General features: G+C 66.1%; 21 protein-coding genes and 1 pseudogene. 5 read left to right on the top strand and 17 right to left on the bottom strand.

The annotated features are described in order from the left end of the window. Positions 1-5: 5 nt before the first annotated feature. From ASC78_RS03450 to ASC78_RS03440, 3 genes and pseudogenes are all read left to right on the top strand, one after another. A pseudogene (locus ASC78_RS03450) lies at positions 6-317 on the top strand (cupin domain-containing protein); the annotation flags it as partial. Positions 318-431: 114 nt separating this feature from the next. Further along, positions 432-602: a hypothetical protein gene (locus ASC78_RS27685; protein WP_021006995.1), complete on the top strand. Its 171-nt coding sequence runs from the start codon at positions 432-434 to the stop codon at positions 600-602. 206 nt (positions 603-808) lie between these two features. Then, positions 809-1,921 (top strand): NAD(P)/FAD-dependent oxidoreductase, encoded by a 1,113-nt coding sequence (locus ASC78_RS03440; RefSeq protein ID WP_235504975.1) that lies wholly within the window; start codon positions 809-811, stop codon positions 1,919-1,921. A 10-nt stretch (positions 1,922-1,931) separates the two neighbouring features. Here the strand turns inward: ASC78_RS03440 and rlmB are convergent, their stop codons facing one another. Genes rlmB through ASC78_RS03425 form a run of 3 tightly spaced genes read right to left on the bottom strand, consistent with a single transcriptional unit; the run spans position 1,932 to position 4,411 of the window. Next, positions 1,932-2,678, bottom strand: coding sequence for a 23S rRNA (guanosine(2251)-2'-O)-methyltransferase RlmB (gene rlmB / locus ASC78_RS03435; protein ID WP_055796399.1), 747 nt, complete (start codon positions 2,676-2,678; stop codon positions 1,932-1,934). A gap of 33 nt (positions 2,679-2,711) precedes the next feature. Then, a complete protein-coding gene (locus ASC78_RS03430) occupies positions 2,712-3,692 on the bottom strand; it encodes a hypothetical protein (RefSeq protein WP_055796396.1) in 981 nt (326 codons plus the stop codon). Continuing rightward, on the bottom strand, positions 3,689-4,411 hold the full coding sequence (locus ASC78_RS03425) for an ABC transporter ATP-binding protein (RefSeq protein WP_055796394.1): 723 nt from the start codon (positions 4,409-4,411) through the stop codon (positions 3,689-3,691). The genes ASC78_RS03430 and ASC78_RS03425 overlap by 4 nt, the downstream gene beginning before the upstream one ends. On the opposite strand from ASC78_RS03425, the gene ASC78_RS03420 reads away from it, so the two are divergent. After that, positions 4,410-5,090 carry an arylesterase gene (locus ASC78_RS03420; protein ID WP_055796391.1) on the top strand — a complete coding sequence of 227 codons (681 nt, stop codon included), beginning with the start codon at positions 4,410-4,412 and terminating at the stop codon, positions 5,088-5,090. The genes ASC78_RS03425 and ASC78_RS03420 overlap by 2 nt on opposite strands. A gap of 80 nt (positions 5,091-5,170) precedes the next feature. Here the strand turns inward: ASC78_RS03420 and ASC78_RS03415 are convergent, their stop codons facing one another. Next, positions 5,171-5,374 (bottom strand): hypothetical protein, encoded by a 204-nt coding sequence (locus ASC78_RS03415; protein WP_055796387.1) that lies wholly within the window; start codon positions 5,372-5,374, stop codon positions 5,171-5,173. A gap of 156 nt (positions 5,375-5,530) precedes the next feature. Beyond that, positions 5,531-6,724: a cystathionine beta-lyase gene (locus ASC78_RS03410; RefSeq protein ID WP_055796382.1), complete on the bottom strand. Its 1,194-nt coding sequence runs from the start codon at positions 6,722-6,724 to the stop codon at positions 5,531-5,533. Between the two features lie 139 nt (positions 6,725-6,863). Between ASC78_RS03410 and ASC78_RS03405 the strand changes: the two genes are divergently transcribed. Next, positions 6,864-7,313 carry a VOC family protein gene (locus ASC78_RS03405; protein ID WP_055796379.1) on the top strand — a complete coding sequence of 150 codons (450 nt, stop codon included), beginning with the start codon at positions 6,864-6,866 and terminating at the stop codon, positions 7,311-7,313. A 27-nt stretch (positions 7,314-7,340) separates the two neighbouring features. Here the strand turns inward: ASC78_RS03405 and ASC78_RS03400 are convergent, their stop codons facing one another. The 12 genes from ASC78_RS03400 to hisS form a co-directional block, all read right to left on the bottom strand. Next, a complete protein-coding gene (locus tag ASC78_RS03400) occupies positions 7,341-7,865 on the bottom strand; it encodes a phosphoribosyltransferase (RefSeq protein ID WP_055796376.1) in 525 nt (174 codons plus the stop codon). A gap of 18 nt (positions 7,866-7,883) precedes the next feature. Then, the gene (locus ASC78_RS03395) at positions 7,884-9,215 is read right to left on the bottom strand and encodes an adenylosuccinate synthase (protein WP_055796373.1); all 1,332 of its coding nucleotides are present in this window, start codon (positions 9,213-9,215) and stop codon (positions 7,884-7,886) included. Positions 9,216-9,238: 23 nt separating this feature from the next. Then, positions 9,239-10,399 carry an ATP phosphoribosyltransferase regulatory subunit gene (locus ASC78_RS03390; protein ID WP_055796370.1) on the bottom strand — a complete coding sequence of 387 codons (1,161 nt, stop codon included), beginning with the start codon at positions 10,397-10,399 and terminating at the stop codon, positions 9,239-9,241. A 44-nt stretch (positions 10,400-10,443) separates the two neighbouring features. Beyond that, positions 10,444-10,632: a DUF2065 domain-containing protein gene (locus ASC78_RS03385; RefSeq protein WP_055796367.1), complete on the bottom strand. Its 189-nt coding sequence runs from the start codon at positions 10,630-10,632 to the stop codon at positions 10,444-10,446. 20 nt (positions 10,633-10,652) lie between these two features. Continuing rightward, complete coding sequence (gene hflC / locus ASC78_RS03380) at positions 10,653-11,555, bottom strand: protease modulator HflC (protein WP_055796500.1); 903 nt, start codon at positions 11,553-11,555, stop codon at positions 10,653-10,655. A 16-nt stretch (positions 11,556-11,571) separates the two neighbouring features. After that, positions 11,572-12,939 (bottom strand): FtsH protease activity modulator HflK, encoded by a 1,368-nt coding sequence (gene hflK, locus ASC78_RS03375; RefSeq protein WP_055796366.1) that lies wholly within the window; start codon positions 12,937-12,939, stop codon positions 11,572-11,574. A 74-nt stretch (positions 12,940-13,013) separates the two neighbouring features. Then, positions 13,014-14,183 (bottom strand): GTPase HflX, encoded by a 1,170-nt coding sequence (hflX, locus tag ASC78_RS03370; protein ID WP_055796363.1) that lies wholly within the window; start codon positions 14,181-14,183, stop codon positions 13,014-13,016. Between the two features lie 54 nt (positions 14,184-14,237). Then, positions 14,238-14,483, bottom strand: coding sequence for an RNA chaperone Hfq (gene hfq, locus ASC78_RS03365; protein WP_055796495.1), 246 nt, complete (start codon positions 14,481-14,483; stop codon positions 14,238-14,240). A gap of 163 nt (positions 14,484-14,646) precedes the next feature. Beyond that, positions 14,647-15,993: a ribosome biogenesis GTPase Der gene (gene der, locus ASC78_RS03360; protein WP_055796360.1), complete on the bottom strand. Its 1,347-nt coding sequence runs from the start codon at positions 15,991-15,993 to the stop codon at positions 14,647-14,649. 51 nt (positions 15,994-16,044) lie between these two features. After that, positions 16,045-17,187, bottom strand: a complete 1,143-nt coding sequence (gene bamB, locus ASC78_RS03355) for an outer membrane protein assembly factor BamB (protein ID WP_055796357.1) — start codon at positions 17,185-17,187, stop codon at positions 16,045-16,047. Positions 17,188-17,194: 7 nt separating this feature from the next. Further along, complete coding sequence (locus tag ASC78_RS03350; protein ID WP_055796354.1) at positions 17,195-17,887, bottom strand: YfgM family protein; 693 nt, start codon at positions 17,885-17,887, stop codon at positions 17,195-17,197. A 5-nt stretch (positions 17,888-17,892) separates the two neighbouring features. Continuing rightward, positions 17,893-19,203, bottom strand: a complete 1,311-nt coding sequence (hisS, locus tag ASC78_RS03345; protein ID WP_055796351.1) for a histidine--tRNA ligase — start codon at positions 19,201-19,203, stop codon at positions 17,893-17,895. Positions 19,204-19,208: the final 5 nt, after the last annotated feature.

Below are 19,208 nucleotides of genomic sequence, written 5' to 3'. Positions count from 1 at the left end.
TAGGAGAAGTGTGGCGCGATCCCGAGGCCGGTTACCTGCGGCGCCAGGTCGCGGAGCGCGACGCCGCCAGCGGTGTCGAGATGGTCGAGATCGAACTGCCGCGCTCGGCGCAGCTCGGCTATCCGCGGTGGAGCGGCAAGCCGTATCGGCAATGCCTGTGGATGCTCGAAGGCGCGCTGCTGCGGGTGGACTACGGCGACGAGCGATTCGAACTGGCGACTGGTGATTGCCTGGATTTCGGCGTCGATCGGCCGCTGGTCTTCAAAGCGCTCGGCCGCACCGGCTGCCGCTACCTGCTGGTCGCTTCCCCGGCATGAAGGCGCACGAGCAGCAGTAGGTAAGTTCCCACAGCGACTGGGGACGACGGCCTCTGCTGGCCACGGCATCGCCCGGGATACTGCAAGGCATCCAAAGCTTCCGGGGGAACAAGCATGTCCTTTGCGCTCTACATGATCGGTTTTTTGATTTTCCTGGCTGGCGTCGCCTGGGGCGCTTCGGTGGCCGGCGTGCCCACGCTCTACATCGGCATCGGCGCGCTCATCATCCTGGGCATTGGCATCTTCAGCGCGGTGGCGCGCACGCGCAGCAAAGACCCGTCCTGAAGCCGTCGCGCTTCGAGTTCACACAGGCTTCACGCCACGCGCACATGGCGTAGCTAACTTTCGCGTGCGCACCGCAAGTCGCGGTGCACAACGCCAAAGTCAGCTCGCCCATGTCCGCTTCAAGTTCCTTTTCTCGCCTCGACACCCCTCCCTTTTTCGCCGCCTGCCCTGCCCCTCCGGCGGTCGGGGAGCGCAGCTCGAATACCGTGGTCGACCTGCTCGTGGTCGGAGCGAGCTTCGCAGGGCTGGCCTGCGCCCGCGCCGCTGCATTGGCCGGGCTCCGCGTGATGGTGCTGGAGAAAAAGTCCAGCGCCGGCGCCAAGCTCCACACCACCGGGATCATCGTCAAGGATGCGGTCGACACTGTGCCCTGGCTCGCGGAAGTGCCGCCCGCCCTGGTGCGCCGCATCGACGGCGTGCGGCTCTATGCGCCCGACATGCGCCATGTGGACCTGCACGCGCCGGGATATTGGTTCTGGGCCACCGACGCGCCCGCCCTGCTCGACTGGATGGTCGATTCCGCCCGTGCCAGTGGGGTTGACGTGCAGCTTGGTGCGCTGTTCGAACAGGCGCTGTGGATGAATGACCGCTGGGAGATCCCGCTGGCCCACGGCCCTTGCCGAGGCACCTGCATTTCAGCCCGCTACATCGTGGGAGCAGACGGCCCGCATTCGCGCGTTGCCAAGGCCCTTGGGCTGTCGCGCAACACGCGCTTTCTCTACGGCATCGAGCATGAATACCGGGGCGCGCGCATGGCGCCCGGCTTTCTGCATTGCTTCGTCGACCGCCAACTGGCGCCGGGCTACATCGGATGGGCGCTCGACGGCGTCGGCGTGAGCCAGATTGGCCTCGCACGCCGAATGGGTACGCAGGCGGCGTCGGGGCTTCGGATCGACCCGCTACTGCAAAAGATTGCCTCGGTCGTCTCGCCCGGCGATGCGCCGCCCGTGGCGATTCGCGCGGGAATGATTCCGTGCGGCGGCGTGCTGCCCGTGGTCGCACGCGAACGCGCGCTGCTGGTGGGCGATGCGGCCGGCATGGTGTCGCCGGTCACGGCCGGCGGCATTCATACGGCGCTCCAGCACGGCGAGCGCGCCGGCGAGGCCATTGCACAGTTCGTCCGTGGCGAGGTGGAAGACCCGGCGAGCTGGTTCGCGCGCAGCTATCCGCGCTTCCGGCTCAAGCGCGCGTTGCGCTGGGCTTTCGATCATTTCCAGAGCGATTGGATGTTCAACCGCCTGCTGGGTACGCCGCAGATGCGGCGCATGGCGGAACTCGTGTACTTCCACCGCAAGGCCAGCCCCTTGCCCAGGGGCTAGCAGCGCGTCTTCAGGCGCCGCGCTGCCGCATCGCCTCATAGAGGCATATCCCGCTGGCCACGGAAACGTTCAGGCTCTCGACTGCACCCGCCATCGGAATGCTCACCAGCTCGTCGCAGGTCTTGCGGGTGAGCTGCCGCATGCCCTCGCCTTCGGCGCCGAGCACAAGCGCCAGCGGCCGCTTGAAGTCGCTCTGGTAGAGGGTGCCGGGCGCATCGTCGCTCGTGCCGACGCACCAGATGCTGCGTTCCTTGAGTTCGTTCAGCGTGCGCGCCAGGTTGGTCACCATGAAGTACGGCACGGTTTCCGCGGCGCCGCTCGCCACCTTGGCGACCGTCGCGTTGATGCCGGCTGCATGGTCCTTGGGGGCGATGACCGCATGCGCCCCGGCACCGTCGGCCACGCGCAGGCAGGCGCCGAGGTTGTGCGGATCGGTCACGCCGTCGAGCACCAGCAACAGGGGCACGGTGCCGGCCTCCTCGAGGCCTTCGAGCAATTCGTCAAGCGAGCGGACCTGCGCGATGGGTTCGACCCGGGCCACCACGCCCTGGTGGCCATGGCTGCCGCTGAGCTTGGCGAGCCGGAGGCCGTCGGCCTCGACCAGCCGCACGCCGGCTTCCTGCGCGCGTGCGATGAACTGTTTCATGCGCGCATCGCGCCGGCTGGTGTCGAACATCACTTCGAGCACCGATTTGGGCGCGGTCTTGATGCGCACGCCCACGGCATGGAAGCCGAAGATCACTTTGGGGGAAGACATCTGTCGATTATCGAGGGCTGCGCGCCCTCTCCTTCATGCAATAGGCAATCCGCTGTGCGCCCGGGTCCGTTCGTCGTGCAGTTCCTGCACGGCCAGCGCATTCGGATGCACGCGCGCGCTGTTGCCGGCGCTCTCCAGGTACTGGCAGGCGGCATGGCCCTCTGCGGCCTTTTCGTAGTGCGCAACCCAGGCATCGCGCACGGGCAGCTTCTCGGGCGACACGGGCCACACGCCCGGCCGCGGCCGGATGTGCTCGCCGATGCCGATGCGCCAGGGCTTGGCGCTCAGGCGGGCGCGAAAGCAGTTCTGGTTGCGGCACATGCGCGCATAGGTCTTGTCCACGCCCAGCGCGTGGAAGCAGTCCGCAACCGCCATGTCGGCCGGGCTGAAGACGTCGTGCATGGCCAGCACCCGGAAGCCGGCCGGCGTGCGATAGAGGCGCAGGTGCCAGTCGGGATGCTGATGGACGAAGCGCCCGATCCGGTCGGCCGCGCGCTTCTCGGGCGCGGGGTTGCTGCTGGCCTCGCCGCGCTTCTTGGCCAGGCCGATGCGGTAGGCGACGATGAAGACCACGATGGCGGCGATGAGCCCGCCCTCCCAGGTCTTGGCAGTCCAGCCGCCGACGACGCCGGCGATGAGTGCGGGCGCAATTGCAAAGGCAAACAGGCTGCCGCGCAGGGGCTCGTCGAAATCGATGTCGACGAACAGCACGTCGGGCGTGTTGAGGCAGCGCGCACCGTAGCTGTTGCGGGTGATGACGGTGTCGCCCTGCCGCTCGATGATCTCTTCGCGGATGGGCACGCCTTCGGCCCCGTTGTAGGCCAGCTTTCGCTCGCGGCGGTTGAGCTTCTCGCCACTGGCAATGCGATCGAACGCCTCTCTCGTGCGCTCGTCGGCATGCGCCTGCGCGGCGATCGGGCTGTCGTCGGACCAGCCGTAGCGCCGCACGGTAATCTGCTTGCCCGCCACCTGCTCCTGAATGCGGCCTTCGGCCCAGAACCGGGGGACGATCATGCTTCGAGCGAGGCCACCAGAACGGGCCTGGACTCGTTGAGCGCCATTTGCCCGGCCTCGATGGTGATGCGGCGTTCGCACTGGGCCGCGATGCCGCGGTCATGGGTGACGAGCACGAGCGTGGTGCCAAGCTCGCGGTTGAGGTCGAACATCAGCCGCATGACCTGCTCGCCGGTCGCGAAGTCGAGGCTGCCGGTGGGTTCATCGGCCAGCAGCAGGGCCGGCTGCACCACGAAGGCCCGTGCGAGCGCCACGCGCTGCTGCTCGCCGCCCGACAGCACTTTGGGGTAGTGCCCCAGGCGCTGCCCGAGCCCGACGCGCCCGAGCATCTCGGTGGCGGCCTTGCGGGCGTCCTTGCGGTCGGCCAGCTCGAGCGGCAGCATCACGTTTTCCAGGGCGCTCAGGTTGCCCAGCAGCTGGAAGCTCTGGAACACGAAACCCACGCGCTGGGCACGCAGCGCGGCGCGCTCGTCCTCGTCGATGGCGAAGATGTCGTCCCCCGCCAGCCTGACCGTGCCGCGGGTGGGCGTGTCAAGGCCGGCGATGATCGACAGCAAGGTGCTCTTGCCCGAGCCCGAGGCGCCGACAATGGCGGCAGTTTCCCGCGCCCCCAGGGTGAAATCGATGTTCTGCAAAATGTCGAGCGTGCCGGTCGAGTCGGTCACCGACTTGAACACGTGCTCGACAGCGACAATGGCATCAGGCGAGGGTTGGGACATGAAAAGGCTTTTCGTTTTGAATCGACGTGACTTTATCTTGACCGCGGCCGCATTCGGCAGCGCAGGGACATCGGGGCTGGCGCACGCCCAGGCCGCACAGGCTGCGGCGCCCCGCCAGCCGGTGATTCTGGTGCTGGGCGATTCGCTGAGCGCCGAGTACGGCCTCAAGCGTGGCGAAGGCTGGGTGCCCCTGCTCGAAAAGCGCCTCGTGGCGCAAAAGATCCCCGCCACGGTGGTCAACGCCAGCATCAGCGGCGACACCACCTCGGGCGGGCGGGCCCGCTTTGCCTCGCTGCTGGCGCAGCACAAGCCCAGCCACGTGGTGGTCGAGCTGGGTGCCAACGACGCGCTGCGGGGCCTGCCGCTGCAGAACACCGAGGACAACCTGCTGCAGATCACCAAGGCCGCGCAGGCGGCGGGCGCCAAGGTGCTGATCGTCGGCATCCAGGTGCCGCCAAACTACGGCGGCGACTACACACGGCGCTTCGAGGCCGTGTTCGGCAAGGTGGCCGGCGCCACCAAGGCCGCGCTGGTGCCGTTCCTGCTCAAGGGCGTCGCCGACGCGCCCGATGCGCTCTCGCTGTTCCAGGCGGACCGAATCCATCCCACCGCCGCGGCCCAGCCGCAGCTGCTCGACAACGTCTGGCCGGAGCTGCGCAAGCTGCTGGCGGCCAAATAGGCTGGGCTCAAAAGCAAAAAGCCGCTGCAAGCCCGAAGGCCTGCGGCGGCTTTTTTCGTCGAGAGCCCGGTTTCGAAGAATCAACCGTTCTTGGTGGGCAGCTCGGGGACGGTGGGCGGATCGCGTTCCAGCGACGCGACATCGGTTTCCGGGTCGCCCGGCGCAAGGCCATCGCTGCTTGGAGATAGCTTCCGATTGGCCTTCTCGCGGAGCTTTTCTTCCTTCTTCTTTTTCTTGGCCAGTTCTTTCTGGCGCTTTTCGTAGCCGTAATTTGGTGTTGCCACTGCTTCTCCTTGAGGCGAGACAGTCCCGGTGACTGTGCGTCGCCTACTGTAAGCGATAACGGTGCGGTCTCAAGGCGGCGGGCGGGGTGCCGTTTCGAACTCGAACACACCTTTCAAACCGGATAGCGCTGGAACATGAACCCAGCCCAACGGCCCCTAGAGCCGCGCCAGCGCCTGTTGCAAGTCGGCCCGCAGGTCTTCCACGTCTTCGAGGCCGACCGAGAATCGCACCAGCGTGCCCTTGTGCGGCCAGCGTGCCACGGCCTGGTCGCGCATAAGGCCGATGTCGTAGGGCACCACCAGGCTGACCGGGCCACCCCACGAATACCCGAGGCGAAAGAGCTTCAGGCTGTCGCAGAAGCGGTCGACCTGCTCGGTGCTGAACTGCTCGTCGAACACGATCGAGAAGAGGCCGGCGGCTAGGTCGGACGCGCCGCACAGCGCACGCCAGTTGGCATGGCCGGGCGATTCTTCGAGCGCGGGATGGAGCACCTGGGCGATCTCGTCGCGGCCGCTGAGCCAGCGCGCCAGTTCGCGCGCCGAACGGTCGTGCGCGGCATAGCGCAGCCCGATGCTTGGCAGCGAGCGCAGCAGCGTCTCCACGTCGCCCACGCCCACGCCGAAGCCCATGCGCATGTGGGTGAGCTTGAGCGCGCGGTGCAGGCGATCGTCGCGGGTGACGACACTGCCCATCAGCACGTCGCCGCCGCCGCTCGGGTACTTGGTGAGCGCATGCACCGAGACGTCCACGCCCTGCCCGCTGCCGTTGAAATCGAAAGGCGCGAAGGCCAGGCCGGCGCCCCAGGTGTTGTCCAGCGCGGTGACCACCCCGCGCGCGCGGCAGACGTTCACGAGCGCCGGCAGATCGGGAAACTCCATGGTCACCGAGCCCGCCGCCTCCACCCACACCAGCCGCGTGCGGTCCGACAGCTTGGCAGCCAGGTCGGCCGGGTTCATTGCGTCGTACATGCGGTGCGTGATGCCGAAGTTGGCCAGTTCGCCAGTGGCCAGCGCCTTGTTGGGGCCGTAGGCGTTGTCGGGAATCAGCACCTCGTCGCCGCTTTTCAGGAAGGCAAAGGACACCAGCGAAATGGCCGCGAGCCCGCTCGGTACCAGCAGGCATTCGGTCCCGCCCTCGAGCGTGGCCAGGCGCTCCTCGAGCGTGAAGGTCGTTGGCGTGCCGTGCAGGCCGTAGGTGTAGCCGGCCTTGGTCTTCCAGTCGCGTGCGCGCATGGCAGCCACGTCGGCGAAAAACACGGTCGAGGCCTTGTAGATGCCCGGCTGCGGCGCCGCAAAGTTGGCGGGCGGGGTGTAGGGATGGTGGATCAGGGTCGTGGAAGGCTTGCTCATGTGCAGATGCTAGCGCGGCCGCCGCCCGGCGAACGACCGACCTGGGGCACCCCCGCGGCCCAAGGCTTGAGAAAGCAGCCGTGCAGAGCCCAGAATGTCGCCCTGCCCCGCTTCTTCTTTGTCCGGAAAGGCAATCCACATGGCAATCCACGAACTGTTCCCGTACCTCTGTGTCGACGATGCCGGCGCCGCCATCGAGTTCTACTGCAAGGTCTTCGAGGTGAAGGAGATCTTCCGCCTTGTAGAGCCCAGCGGCCGCATCGGGCATGCGGAACTCGACTTTCACAACGGCGCCATCCTCATGCTGTCGGACGAGTTTGCCGAATACAACATCCGCAGCGCCAAGACGCTCGGCGGCACCGCGGTGACGCTGCACCTGCATGTGGACGACGCGGACGTTGTGGTAGCCCGCGCCGTCGCGGCCGGTGCCACGCTCGACATGGCACCGCAAGACCAGTTTTATGGGGAGCGTTCCGGCGTGTTCCGCGACCCCTTCGGGCATCGCTGGAACGTGGGCCACAGCATCGAGCAGCTGACGCCGGAGGAGATGCAGCGGCGCTACACCGCGATGTTCGATTCGGCCGGCTGAGCGGGCAACCGGCGTGCGTGGATCAGGTCAGACCGACCACTTTTCGAGCAGCTTCTCGGGGCCGAGCGCGTCGTAGCCTTCGAACGGCTGGTGGATCCACGGGTTGGTGGCCAGGTACTCGACCGAGTAGTCGGGCGTGAAGGTCGAGAGCGCCTTGGTCCAGAGCACCGCGCTGCGCAGCTCGCTGATGGGCTTGTAGTTGTTGCGCAGCATGTCCATGACGGCGTGCAGCGTGTGGCCCGAATCGGCGAGGTCGTCCACCAGCAGCACCCTGCCCGCGATCTCGCCCTTGGGCGTGGTGATGAAGCGGGCGATGTCGAGGTGGCCTTGCACCGTGCCGGCATCGGCGCGGTACGAACTGGTCGACATGATCGCCAGCGGCTTGTCGAAGATCCGCGAAAGCACGTCGCCGGGGCGCATGCCGCCGCGTGCCAGGCACAGAATGGTGTCGAACTGCCAGCCCGACTGGTGAATCTTGATCGCGAGTTTCTCGATCAGGTTGTGGTACTCGTCATAGCTGACGTAGAGATGCTTGCCGTCTTCGGTCAACATGGTGGGGTTCGTTCCTGGTCAGTCAGCAAGGTAGGGGTGGCGCATCATGATCGTGTGGTCGCGATCGGGGCTGGTCGACACCATGTGGATCGGGACGCCCGTGATTTGCTCGATGCGCTGCAGGTAGAGCCGCGCATTAACCGGCAACTTGTCGTACTGCGTGACGCCGACCGTACTTTCGGTCCAACCTTCGAGGGTTTCGTAGATGGGCGTGCAGCGCTCGATCTCGTCGGCTCCCATCGGCAGGATGTCGGTGGTTTCGCCATCGAGTTCGTAGCCGGTGCAGAGTTCGAGCTTTTCGAGTCCGTCCAGCACGTCGAGCTTGGTGATGCACAGGCCCGACAGGCCGTTGACCTGCGCCGAGCGCTTCAGCAGCGCCGCGTCGAACCAGCCGCAACGGCGGCTGCGGCCGGTCGTCACGCCCTTTTCGGCGCCCACGGTGCTCATGTGGTAGCCGGGCGTACCCGGCGTGGCCCAGTCGAGCTCGGTGGGGAACGGACCGCCGCCCACGCGGGTGCAGTAGGCCTTGGTGATGCCCAGGATGTAGTGCAGCATGCCCGGGCCCACGCCCGAGCCGGCGGCGGCGTTGCCGGCCACGCAGTTGCTCGAGGTAACGTACGGGTAGGTGCCGTGGTCCACGTCGAGCAGTGTGCCCTGCGCGCCTTCGAACAGCAGGTTGGCGCCGGCCTTGTGCGCATCGTTCAACTCGCGCGAGACGTCGGCCATCATCGGCTTGAGCAGCACGGCGTGGCGCATGGCCTCGTCGAACACGGTGTCGAAGTCAATGGCGGGAGCGCCGAGCACCTGGGTCAGCACGTGGTTGTGCAGATCGAGCAGCACGCGCAGCTTGGTCGCAAAGCGGTCGGGGTGCTTCAGGTCCTGCACGCGCAGCGCACGGCGGGCAATCTTGTCTTCGTAGGCCGGACCGATGCCGCGGCCGGTGGTGCCGATCTTCTCGACACCGCCCTTTTCGCGGTAGGTCTCGCGTGCGATGTCGAGTGCGGCGTGAAACGGCAGGATCAGCGGGCAGGCCTCGCTGATGCGCAGGCGGGAGCGCACTTCGACGCCGGCCTTCTCCAGCCCTTCGATTTCCTCGAACAGCTTGGCGGCCGACAGCACCACACCGTTGCCGATGTAGCACTTGACCCCTGGCCGCATGATGCCGCTGGGGATCAGGTGCAGCGCCGTCTTCACGCCGTTGATGACCAGCGTGTGGCCCGCGTTGTGGCCGCCCTGGAAGCGGACCACGCCCTGGGCGCTTTCGGTCAGCCAATCGACCAGCTTGCCTTTGCCCTCATCGCCCCATTGGGTGCCGACGACGACCACGTTTCTTCCGGTGGTTACGCTCATGCTCGTTCCATTACTTCAAAAATTCAGATGGCTCGGACTTGCCACTGCCCTGCTTGCTCGACGAGCTCGCGGTCGCAATGGAATTCATCGATCTCGCTGCCGTGGCCCGGCAGCACGCAGACCACGGTTTCGCCGGCCTTGCGCAACCCGGCAATGGCCTGGCGCAGCCCGGCTGCGTCGCTCCACGGGGCGCGGATGGCGGCGCGCAGCGGGCGTGCCGGCAGCACGCCGACCAGCTCTCGCACGTCGAGGCTGAAGCCCACAGCCGGGCGGTTGCGTCCGAACACGGCGCCGACTTCGTCGTAGCGGCCGCCGCGCACCAGCGCATCGGCCGCGCCCGGCACGTAGATGCCAAAGCGCATGCCGCTGTAGTAGGCGTAGCCGCGCAGGTCGGCCAGGTCGAAGCTGATCTGCCGTGCCGAATCGCCCTGCAGGCTGTCGGCCAGTTGCTTCAGTCCGGCCAGCGCCGTGCTCACGGCGGGCGTGCCCTTGAGGGCTTTGGCGGCCTCGTCGAGCACCGACGCATCGCCGTAAAGCTGGACCAGCGCGCGCAAACCGTCGCGCGACGGTGCCGGGAAATCGCGCGTGAGCGCATGCAGCTCGCTCGCGTCCTTGGCCACCAGCGCCGCATGCACGCGCGCCAGCACCGATGCGTCGACCGACACCCCGGCGAACAGCGCCCGCACGATGCGCGCATCTGCCAGGTCGACGATCAGGCCCTCGCCAATGCCCGCCGCATGGAGGCAGTCGAGCGCCAGCAGCAGGACCTCTGTGTCGGCTTCAAGGCCGGCGTGGCCATAGATTTCGGCCCCGAACTGCAGCGGCTCGCGGGTGGCATGCGGCCGGTCGGGGCGGGTGTGCAGCACCGGCCCGCAGTAGCACAGGCGCGCCACGCCTTCGCGGTTCAGCAGATGGGCATCGATGCGCGCCACCTGGGGGGTGGTGTCGGCTCGCAGGCCCATGCTGCGGCCGGAGAGCTGGTCGACGAGCTTGAAGGTTTGAAGGTCGAGCGCCTCGCCGGTGCCCGAAAGCAGCGACTCGAGGTGCTCGAGCAGCGGCGGCATCACCAACTCGTAGCCATAGCCACGGGCGGTATCGAGCAGCTGGCGTCGAAGTTCTTCGATGTGGCGCGCCTCGGAGGGCAGCACATCGGCAATGTGATCCGGGAGGACCCAGGCGGACATGGGGATCGGGGGCTTGGTTAAACCGGGATTCTACCGGGACCGAGCTACCCCAAAACCCAAAGAAGGAGCAAACCCACCAAGATGCAGCAAAGTCCGAAGAAACGCAGCTGGCCATCGCGCAGCTGCATGAGCTGGGTAAAGCCGCGCCGCCAGCCGCCCGGCGACACGAAAGGCAGGATGCCTTCGATCACCAGGACCAGCGCCAGCGCGCTCCAGAATATTTCGGCGCTCACGAAAGGCCCGCCCCGGAGCCCTAGCGGCGCGGCGCGTTGCCTGCCGGCGTGCCGGCGCCCTGCATGGCGCGGAAGAAGTCCGATGACGGGTCGACCACCATCACGTCGCTCTTCTTGTTGAAGCTCTGCTTGTAGGCCTCCAGGCTGCGGTAGAACTGCGCAAACTGCGCATCGCGGCCGAAGGCTTCGCTGTAGGCGGACGCGGCCTGGGCATCGCCCTCGCCCTTGATCTTCTGGGCGTCGCGGTAGGCGTTCGCCACGATCACTTCACGCTGCCGATCGGCATCGGCGCGGATCTTTTCGCCTTCGGCATAGCCGGTCGAGCGCAGTTCGTTGGCAACGCGCTTGCGCTCGGCCTCCATGCGGCGATAGACCGATTCGGTGATGGCTTCCACATAGTCGACACGCGTGATGCGCACGTCGACCACGTCCACGCCCCAGGGCTTGGCGCCCTTCACCACGGCCAGCACTTCGCGTTGCACGTCGGCCATGAGGGCCTCGCGGCGCACGGAGATCAGGTCGCGCACGGTGCGCTTGTTGACGTTTTCCTGGAAGGCGTTGCGCACCACCCGGTTGAGCTGCGTGGCGCCCGCGTTCTCGTCGAGACCGACGTTGCGGATGTAGGCCTGCGGATCGGTGATGCGCCAGCGCACATACCAGTCGATCACCACGCGCTGCTTCTCGGCCGTGAGCATGGGCTCGGTGTCGAGGCTGGAGAGCGTGAGCAGCCGCTTGTCGATGTACGAGACGTTCTGGAACGGCGGCGGCAGCTTGAAGTTCAGCCCCGGCTCGGTGATGACCTGCTTGATCTGGCCGAGGGCGTACACCACGCCGAACTGGCGCTGGTCGACGACGAAGAGGGTCGAGCTCAGCAGCACCAGCAGCACGAGGATCGACGAGGCGATGAATCCGATTCTGTTCATGTTCTTCTTGGCCTTTTCAACGCACGTCGCGGTCGCGCGAGCGGCCGTCGCGGGCACGGTTGTCGCCCGTGGCCGGCGCCACCGGAATCACCGACGACTGGGCCGGTGCAGTGCCGGCCACGCTGGGGCTGGCGGCATCGACCGGCGTCGCCACGGAGTTGCTGCCACTCTGTTGCATGAGCTTGTCGAGTGGCAGGTAGAGCAGGTTGGAACCTTGCTTGGTGTCGACCAATACCTTGGTGGTACTTGCATAGATCTGCTGCATGGCATCGGTGTACATGCGGTCACGCGTGACCTGCGGCGCCTTCTGGTATTCGGCCAGCACCGCGCTGAAGCGGCCGGCATCGCCCTGCGCCTGCGCGACGATGCGCGCCTTGTAGGCTTCGGACTCCTCCTTGAGCCGCGATGCGGTACCCGTAGCGCGCGGCACCACGTCGTTGGCATAGGCCTGGGCTTCGTTCTTGGCGCGCTCGCGCTCCTGGCCGGCCTTGAGCACGTCGTCGAAGGCGGCCTGCACCTGCTCGGGCGGACGCACGCCGCCCTGCTGCAAGTTGATGTTGACGACTTCGACGCCGACCTTGTAGCGGTCGAGGATGGTCTGCATCAGCGTGCGCACGCGCGGTGCAATCTGGTCGCGCTCCTCGGCAAGGGCCGCATCCATCTTCATCTTGCCGACCACCTCGCGCACGGCAGTTTCGGCCACCTGCACCACGGTTTCGCTCGGCGACTTGCTTTCGTACAGGTAGGCGCGCGCATCGCTCAGGCGATATTGCACGGCGAACTTGATCTCGACGATGTTCTCGTCCTCGGTCAGCATGGCCGACTCGCGCAGACCGGTGGTCCGCACGATGGCATCGCGGCCCACGTCGGTGGAGCGGATCTGCGTGACCACGACCACTTCGTGGCGCTGGATCGGGTATGGCAGGCGCCAATTGAAGCCCGCGCCCACGGTCGCCTTGTAGCGGCCGAACTGGGTGACCACGGCCTGCTGGCCTTCGTTCACGATGAAGAAGCCGGTGCCGAGCCAGATGAGGACGGCCACTGCCGCCACCAGCCCGAGGCCGAAACCGGCATTTTTCATATCGGGCCTGTAGCCGTTGCCACCGCCGCCATTGCTGCCGCCGCTGGGCCGATTGCCGCCGCCCTTGCCGCCAAAAAAGCCGCCCAGCTTGCGATTGAGGTCGCGCCAGAGTTCATCGAGGTCGGGCGGTCCCTGGTTGGGGCCTTGACCGCGCGGGCGGTTGCCGTTGTTGTTGCTGCCCGAAGGCGGTGGCGTCGGCGCGCCCGGGGGATCGGCGTCAGGGGGTCGATTGCCGGTTGGGCGATCGCCGTTGGAGGCGGGCTCGTCGCCACGGCCCCAACGGCCGTCGTTCAGGTTGAACATGCCCAGAAACCCTCTCCACGCTGGCTTTGCATTCATTCGCTTCGTTCTCTTGTCAGTGGCGGGATTGTGCCCAATCAATTGGCGGTATCGTGCAATTCAGTGTCGGCTTCTGGGGTCATCGTATCGCCCACGGAGCCTGAGCGCCGGGCCAGCTCGGCACGCAGCAAGGGCACGCCCTCGCCGCTGCGGGCGCTGAGGAAGATACGCGGGACCCGCACGCCGTCGACTTCCATGTCGTCCTGCAGATGCAGCGGATGCTGCGCAGTTTCAAGAGCATCGAGCTTGTTGAATACCAAAAGCTGCGGAACAGTGTCGGCGCCGATGTCGCGAAGTACCGATTGCACCTCGGCCATCTGCTCGGGGTAATGCGGGTTGGATGCATCCACCACGTGCAGCAGCAGATCGGCATCGACCGCCTCTTGGAGCGTGGCCTTGAATGCATCGACCAAGCCGTGCGGCAGGTCGCGAATAAACCCGACGGTGTCCGAGATGGAGACCTGCCGGCGGGCATCGCCAAGATAAAGGTTGCGCGTGGTGGTGTCGAGCGTGGCAAAGAGCTGGTCGGCCGCATAGGCGCGTGCCTTGACCAACGCATTGAACAGCGACGACTTGCCCGCGTTGGTGTAGCCCACGAGCGATATGTTGAAGGTCTCGCGGCGCTCGCGCTGGCGGCGCTGCGTGCCGCGCTGCTTCTGCACCTTGGCCAGGCGCTCGCGCGTTCGCTTGATCGATTCGCTGATCATGCGGCGGTCGAGCTCGATCTGCTTTTCACCCGGGCCGCCGCGAACGCCTGCGCCGCCGGTCTGGCGCTCCAAGTGGGACCAGCGGCGAACCAGCCGTGTGCTCAGGTACTGCAGACGGGCAAGTTCGACCTGCAGCTTGCCTTCATGGGAGCGCGCACGCTGCGCGAAAATTTCGAGAATGAGAAACGTACGGTCGTAGACAGCAATGTCGAGCTGGCGCTCGAGATTGCGTTGCTGCGCGGGGCTCAGTGACTGGTCGAAGATGACCTCGCTGGCTTGATGCAGCGCGGCGAGTTCCTTGATTTCGTCCGCCTTGCCGCTTCCAACGAAGAGCGCCGCGTCAGGCGCCTTGCGTTTGCAGATGAGGCGCGCGACAGGCGCGAGGCCTGCGGTCTGCGCAAGCAGGCCGAGTTCCTCGAGTTCGCTGTCGAAATGGGGCAGCCCGAAATCGACGCCGACGAGAACGGCGGCGCCTTCCTGGCGGGAGTTCAGTTCAGACAAGCGGGATCAAATATGGAAAAAGCGCGGCGGTGGTTACCGCCGCGCTCCGCGCGATCAGGCTGCGGCGTCTTCGTTCTCGGCAGCCGAGAAGTTGACGGCACGACCCGGCACGATAGTGGAAATGGCGTGCTTGTAGACCATTTGCGTCACCGTATTGCGAAGCAATACGACGTACTGGTCGAAAGACTCGATCTGGCCCTGCAGCTTGATACCGTTCACCAAATAAATGGAAACCGGCACATGCTCGCGACGCAGGGTATTCAGAAACGGGTCTTGTAGAAGTTGCCCTTTATTGCTCACGATATTCTCCGTGTTCAAGAGTAGTTGTTGGAGAGATGACCTTAACACAGGGTTTCTGCACAGCAGCAATCGTGGTCAAAAGCCTTTGAAAAATAACGGTTCTCAAAAGGTTGAACTTCTATCGCAGCCGTAGCTCATTGGCTGCCATCAGCCGCCAAGCCCGTTAATCGTCCTTGTCCGCAAATGGATTTTGCGAGCTTTTGAACTGGATGCGCAAGGGCGTGCCGACCAGATCGAATTCCTTGCGAAAACGCCCTTCGAGAAAGCGCTTGTATGCCTCGGTGACATGCTCCAGCGAGTTGCCATGGATGATGATCACCGGCGGATTCATGCCGCCCTGGTGCGCATAGCGCAGCTTGGGCCGGAACATGCCCGCACGTTTTGGCGCCTGGAACTGCACCGCTTCCAGCAGCAGCCGGGTCAGGACGGGGGTCGACATCTTCCGCGTGGCCGACTTGTGGGCCTGCGCAATGGCCTGCCACACGGGACCCAGGCCCTGGCGCCTGATGGCCGAGATGAAGTGCAGCGACGCGAACTTGAGGAACGGCAGCCGGGTTTCGATCTGGCGCTGGATCTGCTCGCGCTGATAGCTGTCGACCGCGTCCCACTTGTTGATGGCAATCACCACTGCCCGCCCGCTTTCCAGGATATAGCCGGCAATGTGCGCGTCCTGGTCGGTCACGCCTTGAGTGGCATCGAGCAGCAGCAGCACGACGTTGGCCGACTCGATGGCCTGCAGCGTCTTGACGACCGAGAACTTCTCGATTGCCTCGAACACCTTGCCCTTGCGGCGCAGACCAGCCGTGTCGATCAGCTCGAAGCGCTGTCCGTTGCGTTCGAACGGGACCGAGATGGCATCGCGCGTGGTGCCCGGCAAGTCGAAGGCCACCAGGCGTTCTTCGCCAAGCCAGGTGTTGATCAGCGTGGACTTGCCCACGTTGGGCCGGCCGGCCACCGCCAGCTTGATCGGCTTGTTGACGTCATCGTCTTCGTCGGTCTCGTCGTCGGGATCAGGCAGGTTCAGCGGAGCGAGCGCCAGTTCGACCAGGTCGCGCATGCCCTGCCCGTGCGCTGCGGACACGCCGTGCACGTCGCCAAAGCCGAGCTCGTAGAAATCGACCAGCTTGGTGCCGTCGTGCATGCCTTCGGCCTTGTTGGCCGCCAGCACGCAAGGCTTGCCCAGCCGGCGCAGCTCGTTGGCAATGTCGTGGTCTTGCGCCGAAAGGCCCTCGCGGGCATCGACCACGAAGATCACCACGTCGGCCTCGGCCACGGCCTGGCGCGTCTGCTTGGCCATTTCCTTGTAGATGCCGCTACCGGCATCGGGCTCGAAGCCCCCGGTGTCGATCACGATGAATTCGTGCTTGCCCAGGCGGCCATTGCCGTAATGGCGGTCGCGCGTGAGCCCGGCAAAGTCGGCAACGATGGCGTCGCGCGTCTGCGTCAGGCGGTTGAACAGGGTCGACTTGCCGACATTCGGACGCCCGACCAGGGCCACGACCGGCTTCATGGCCGGCCTTTCATGGGCGCGGTTTTCATGGTCGGGCCTTGCAGGAAGTAATTATTCAGGGCGATATCCAAACACACCGCCATTCGCAGTCACGACGACAACCGTGTTGCCGGCCATCACCGGGGTCACGCCGATGGCGGAACCGTCGGGCGTGACGCGGTTGAGCAGCGCGCCGTCTTCGCGGGAAACGAAGTGCAGTGTTCCCGTGCTTTCGCCGATGACCAGCGAACGCCCCACGGCCAGCGGGCCGGTCAAGACGCGGTTCTTGAAGCGGGTCGACTGCCAGGCGCGCTCGCCGTCTGCTCGACGCCAGGCCACGACGCTGCCGTCGCTCTCGGTGCCGTAGACAAAGCTTTCGTCACCGCTCACGCCCTCGGCGCCCACGGCGGGCTTGCTCCAGAGCAGCTGGCCGCGCGCGGTGTCGACGCAGCCCACGTTGGCGTAGTAGGCCCGTGCACAGACCGTGTCGCCGACACGGCTCACGCTTCCGGTCAGATCGACCAGGCGCTCCACGTCGTTGGTGCCGCGGGGTGCTGCAATCGGGGCTTCCCAGCGCGAGGTGCCGTTGGCCGGATTGATGCCGACCAGGCGGCCGCCGATGCCTGACACCAGCGTGTCGCCCACCGCAACCAGGACACCCGACTTCTTCAGCACGAGGTTTTCGGCGGTGCGCTGCTGCAGCCACAGGCGGCGGCCGCTCTGGCCATCCCAGGCGGTGATGCTGCGGTCGGCGGTCTGCACGAAAACGCGCCGGCCAGCCACCAGCGGCGCTGTGAAGGCCTGGGCCGAGAGCCGCTGCTTCCACAGAACCTTGCCGCCTTCGATGGCGACCAGCTCGTTGTTGGTGGTGACCACAGCCGCCAGCGAGCCGTCGCTGCCGACGCCCGCCGCCAGCTTGGCGCCCACGTTGGCGCGCCAGGTTTCGCGGCCGGCACGCGCATCGATGGCAACCACAGTGCCGTCGGTACCGGCCAAGGTGACGATGTCGCCACTGACGTCGGTGGCGAGCGGGAAGCTCACGGCCGGAATGCGAACGCTCCATGCTTGACGCACGCCGAACAACGCGGGGTTGGCGGGCAGTTCGACCGGCTTGGGCTTGCTGGTGCCGGAGCAGGCGGCCAGCATTGCTGCCAGGAGAAGGGCCGAGCCCGCACGCAGGGCGGACGATTCAGGCATGAGACGCTTGAAATTCATAATGCGATCAGGAAGTTTTGGGGGCTGCTGGCGTGACGGTGATCACGGGTGCCAGGCTCTTCGGGTCGACGCCGGCCGCGTTGAGCTTGAATTCCACCAGGCGCCGGTAATCGGATGTCGCGCCAAGGCCGGTCCAGGCCTTGCGGTATTCGGCCTGCGCTTCAGCACGCTTGCCCTGGGCCATGTAGATGTCGCCCTTGCGGTCGGCCACCAGTGGCTCGAAGTCCTTGGGCACGTTGCCCGACAGCTGCTTGAGCGCTTCGTCGTAGGACTTGCTGTCCAGCAACTCGGCCGCGAGCCGCAGCTTGGCGATCGCCTGGTAGCCCGGATCGACGGCGCTTTGCGCTACCCAGCCAAGGGCTGCGCGCGAGGCTTCGAGGTTGCCCTTCTCGTACAGCGTCTTGGCGGCGAGCAAACCGGCCTGCTGCGCATAGGCCGTGCCGGCAAAGCGCTCTTTCATGTCGCCCAGCACGCGCTGGATGCGTTCCACGTCGCCGGACTGCGTGCTGCGCTCGACCTCGTCGTAGAGCGCCGCGGCCTGCGCCGCCTTGTTGCGCTGGAAATACTGCCAGCCGTTCCAGGCCACGAAGGCACCGGCCACGAGCAGCACCACCCAGGTGATCAGGGTGCCGTAGGTGTTCCAGAAATGCTTGAGCTGGTCGAGCTGTTCCTGTTCGTCGAGATCGAGATGGGTTGCCATGCGTATCAGATGTTGGGAGCCGGCGATTGTAGGGTGGCGGCCCAGGTGGCCACCTCGGCAAGAGTGCGGGCGCTCTGCGCACCGCTTCCGTCGCGCAACGACTTGAGAGTCACTTCGCCGCGCGCAAGTTCATCGGCGCCGAAAATCAGCGCATAGGCGGCGCCGCTGGCGTCGGCTTTCTTGAACTGGGACTTGAAGCTTCCCATGCCGTCGACGGTGGCCGCATGCATCTGCACGCGGACACCGGCGTCGCGCAACTGCTGCAGAGTGCGCAGCACGACCGGCATGGCCGCGGCATCGGGCACCACGGCATAGACGTCGGGCACTGGCGCGGCAATGGCGGCGCCCTGCTCTTTCATCAGGTCGAGCACGCGCTCGACGCCGATGGCCCATCCCACCGCGGGCGCCGGCTTGCCGCCGATCTGCGCAATGAGGTCGTCGTAGCGGCCGCCGGCGCACACCGTGCCCTGCGAGCCGAGGCGATCAGTGACGAACTCGAACACGCTGAGGTTGTAGTAGTCGAGGCCGCGCACCAGCCGCGGGTTGATGGTGTAGGCCACGCCGTTGGCATCGAGGATGGCCTTGAGGCCGTCGAAGTGGGCCAGCGATTCGGCACCCAGGAAGTCGATGAGCCGGGGGGCGGACTCGACCACCTCCTTCATCGCCGGATTCTTGGTGTCGAGAATGCGCAGCGGATTGCTGTGCAGGCGGCGCTTGCCGTCCTCGTCGAGCTTGTCGGCATGCTTCTCGAAGTGGGCAATGAGCTGGGCGCGGTGCAGCGCGCGCTCGGCGGGCTGTCCCAGGCTGTTGAGCTCCAGACGAACGTCGGTCAGCCCGATGGCCTTCCACAGGGCGTTGGCCAGCAGGATCAGTTCGGCATCGACGTCGGGTCCGGCAAAGCCGAGCGCCTCGGCGCCGATCTGGTGAAACTGGCGAAAGCGTCCGCGCTGGGGCTTCTCGCGCCGGAACATCGGGCCCGTGTACCAGAGGCGCTTGCCGCCGTCGTACAGCATGTTGTGCTCGATCACCGCGCGCACGAGGCCGGCGGTATTCTCGGGCCGCAGCGTCAGGTGGTCGTTGTCGCCGTATTTGTCGGAGCGGTCCTGGAAGGAGTACATCTCCTTCTCGACGATGTCGGTCACCTCGCCGATGCCGCGCACGAAGAGCGCCGTGTGCTCCAGGATCGGCGTGCGCACGTTGCGGTATGCAAAGCGGCCCATCAGGTCGCGCACGGTGGCCTCGAGCCACTCCCAGCGCGCCGATTCGGGCGGCAATATGTCGTTCATGCCTTTGACGGCATTCAGTTTTTCAGCCATGAGTC

Source organism: Variovorax sp. Root318D1, from assembly GCF_001424835.1.
Lineage (GTDB): Bacteria > Pseudomonadota > Gammaproteobacteria > Burkholderiales > Burkholderiaceae_C > Variovorax.
This window is presented reverse-complemented; position numbering and strand designations above follow the sequence as displayed.

Bases quoted from the DNA above. Each gene is read 5' to 3' on its own strand.
- ASC78_RS03420 (WP_055796391.1), top strand. From the start codon at position 4,410: ATGAAAAGGCTTTTCGTTTTGAATCGACGTGACTTTATCTTGACCGCG.
- ASC78_RS03410 (WP_055796382.1), bottom strand. From the start codon at position 6,724: ATGAGCAAGCCTTCCACGACCCTGATCCACCATCCCTACACCCCGCCC.
- ASC78_RS03400 (WP_055796376.1), bottom strand. From the start codon at position 7,865: ATGTTGACCGAAGACGGCAAGCATCTCTACGTCAGCTATGACGAGTAC.
- hisS (WP_055796351.1), bottom strand. From the start codon at position 19,203: ATGGCTGAAAAACTGAATGCCGTCAAAGGCATGAACGACATATTGCCG.
- ASC78_RS03395 (WP_055796373.1), bottom strand. From the start codon at position 9,215: ATGAGCGTAACCACCGGAAGAAACGTGGTCGTCGTCGGCACCCAATGG.
- hflK (WP_055796366.1), bottom strand. From the start codon at position 12,939: ATGTTCAACCTGAACGACGGCCGTTGGGGCCGTGGCGACGAGCCCGCC.
- bamB (WP_055796357.1), bottom strand. From the start codon at position 17,187: ATGAATTTCAAGCGTCTCATGCCTGAATCGTCCGCCCTGCGTGCGGGC.
- der (WP_055796360.1), bottom strand. From the start codon at position 15,993: ATGAAGCCGGTCGTGGCCCTGGTCGGGCGTCCGAATGTCGGCAAGTCG.
- rlmB (WP_055796399.1), bottom strand. From the start codon at position 2,678: ATGTCTTCCCCCAAAGTGATCTTCGGCTTCCATGCCGTGGGCGTGCGC.
- ASC78_RS03350 (WP_055796354.1), bottom strand. From the start codon at position 17,887: ATGGCAACCCATCTCGATCTCGACGAACAGGAACAGCTCGACCAGCTC.
- ASC78_RS03425 (WP_055796394.1), bottom strand. From the start codon at position 4,411: ATGTCCCAACCCTCGCCTGATGCCATTGTCGCTGTCGAGCACGTGTTC.
- hflC (WP_055796500.1), bottom strand. From the start codon at position 11,555: ATGAACAGAATCGGATTCATCGCCTCGTCGATCCTCGTGCTGCTGGTG.
- ASC78_RS03405 (WP_055796379.1), top strand. From the start codon at position 6,864: ATGGCAATCCACGAACTGTTCCCGTACCTCTGTGTCGACGATGCCGGC.
- ASC78_RS03390 (WP_055796370.1), bottom strand. From the start codon at position 10,399: ATGTCCGCCTGGGTCCTCCCGGATCACATTGCCGATGTGCTGCCCTCC.
- ASC78_RS27685 (WP_021006995.1), top strand. From the start codon at position 432: ATGTCCTTTGCGCTCTACATGATCGGTTTTTTGATTTTCCTGGCTGGC.
- ASC78_RS03430 (WP_055796396.1), bottom strand. From the start codon at position 3,692: ATGATCGTCCCCCGGTTCTGGGCCGAAGGCCGCATTCAGGAGCAGGTG.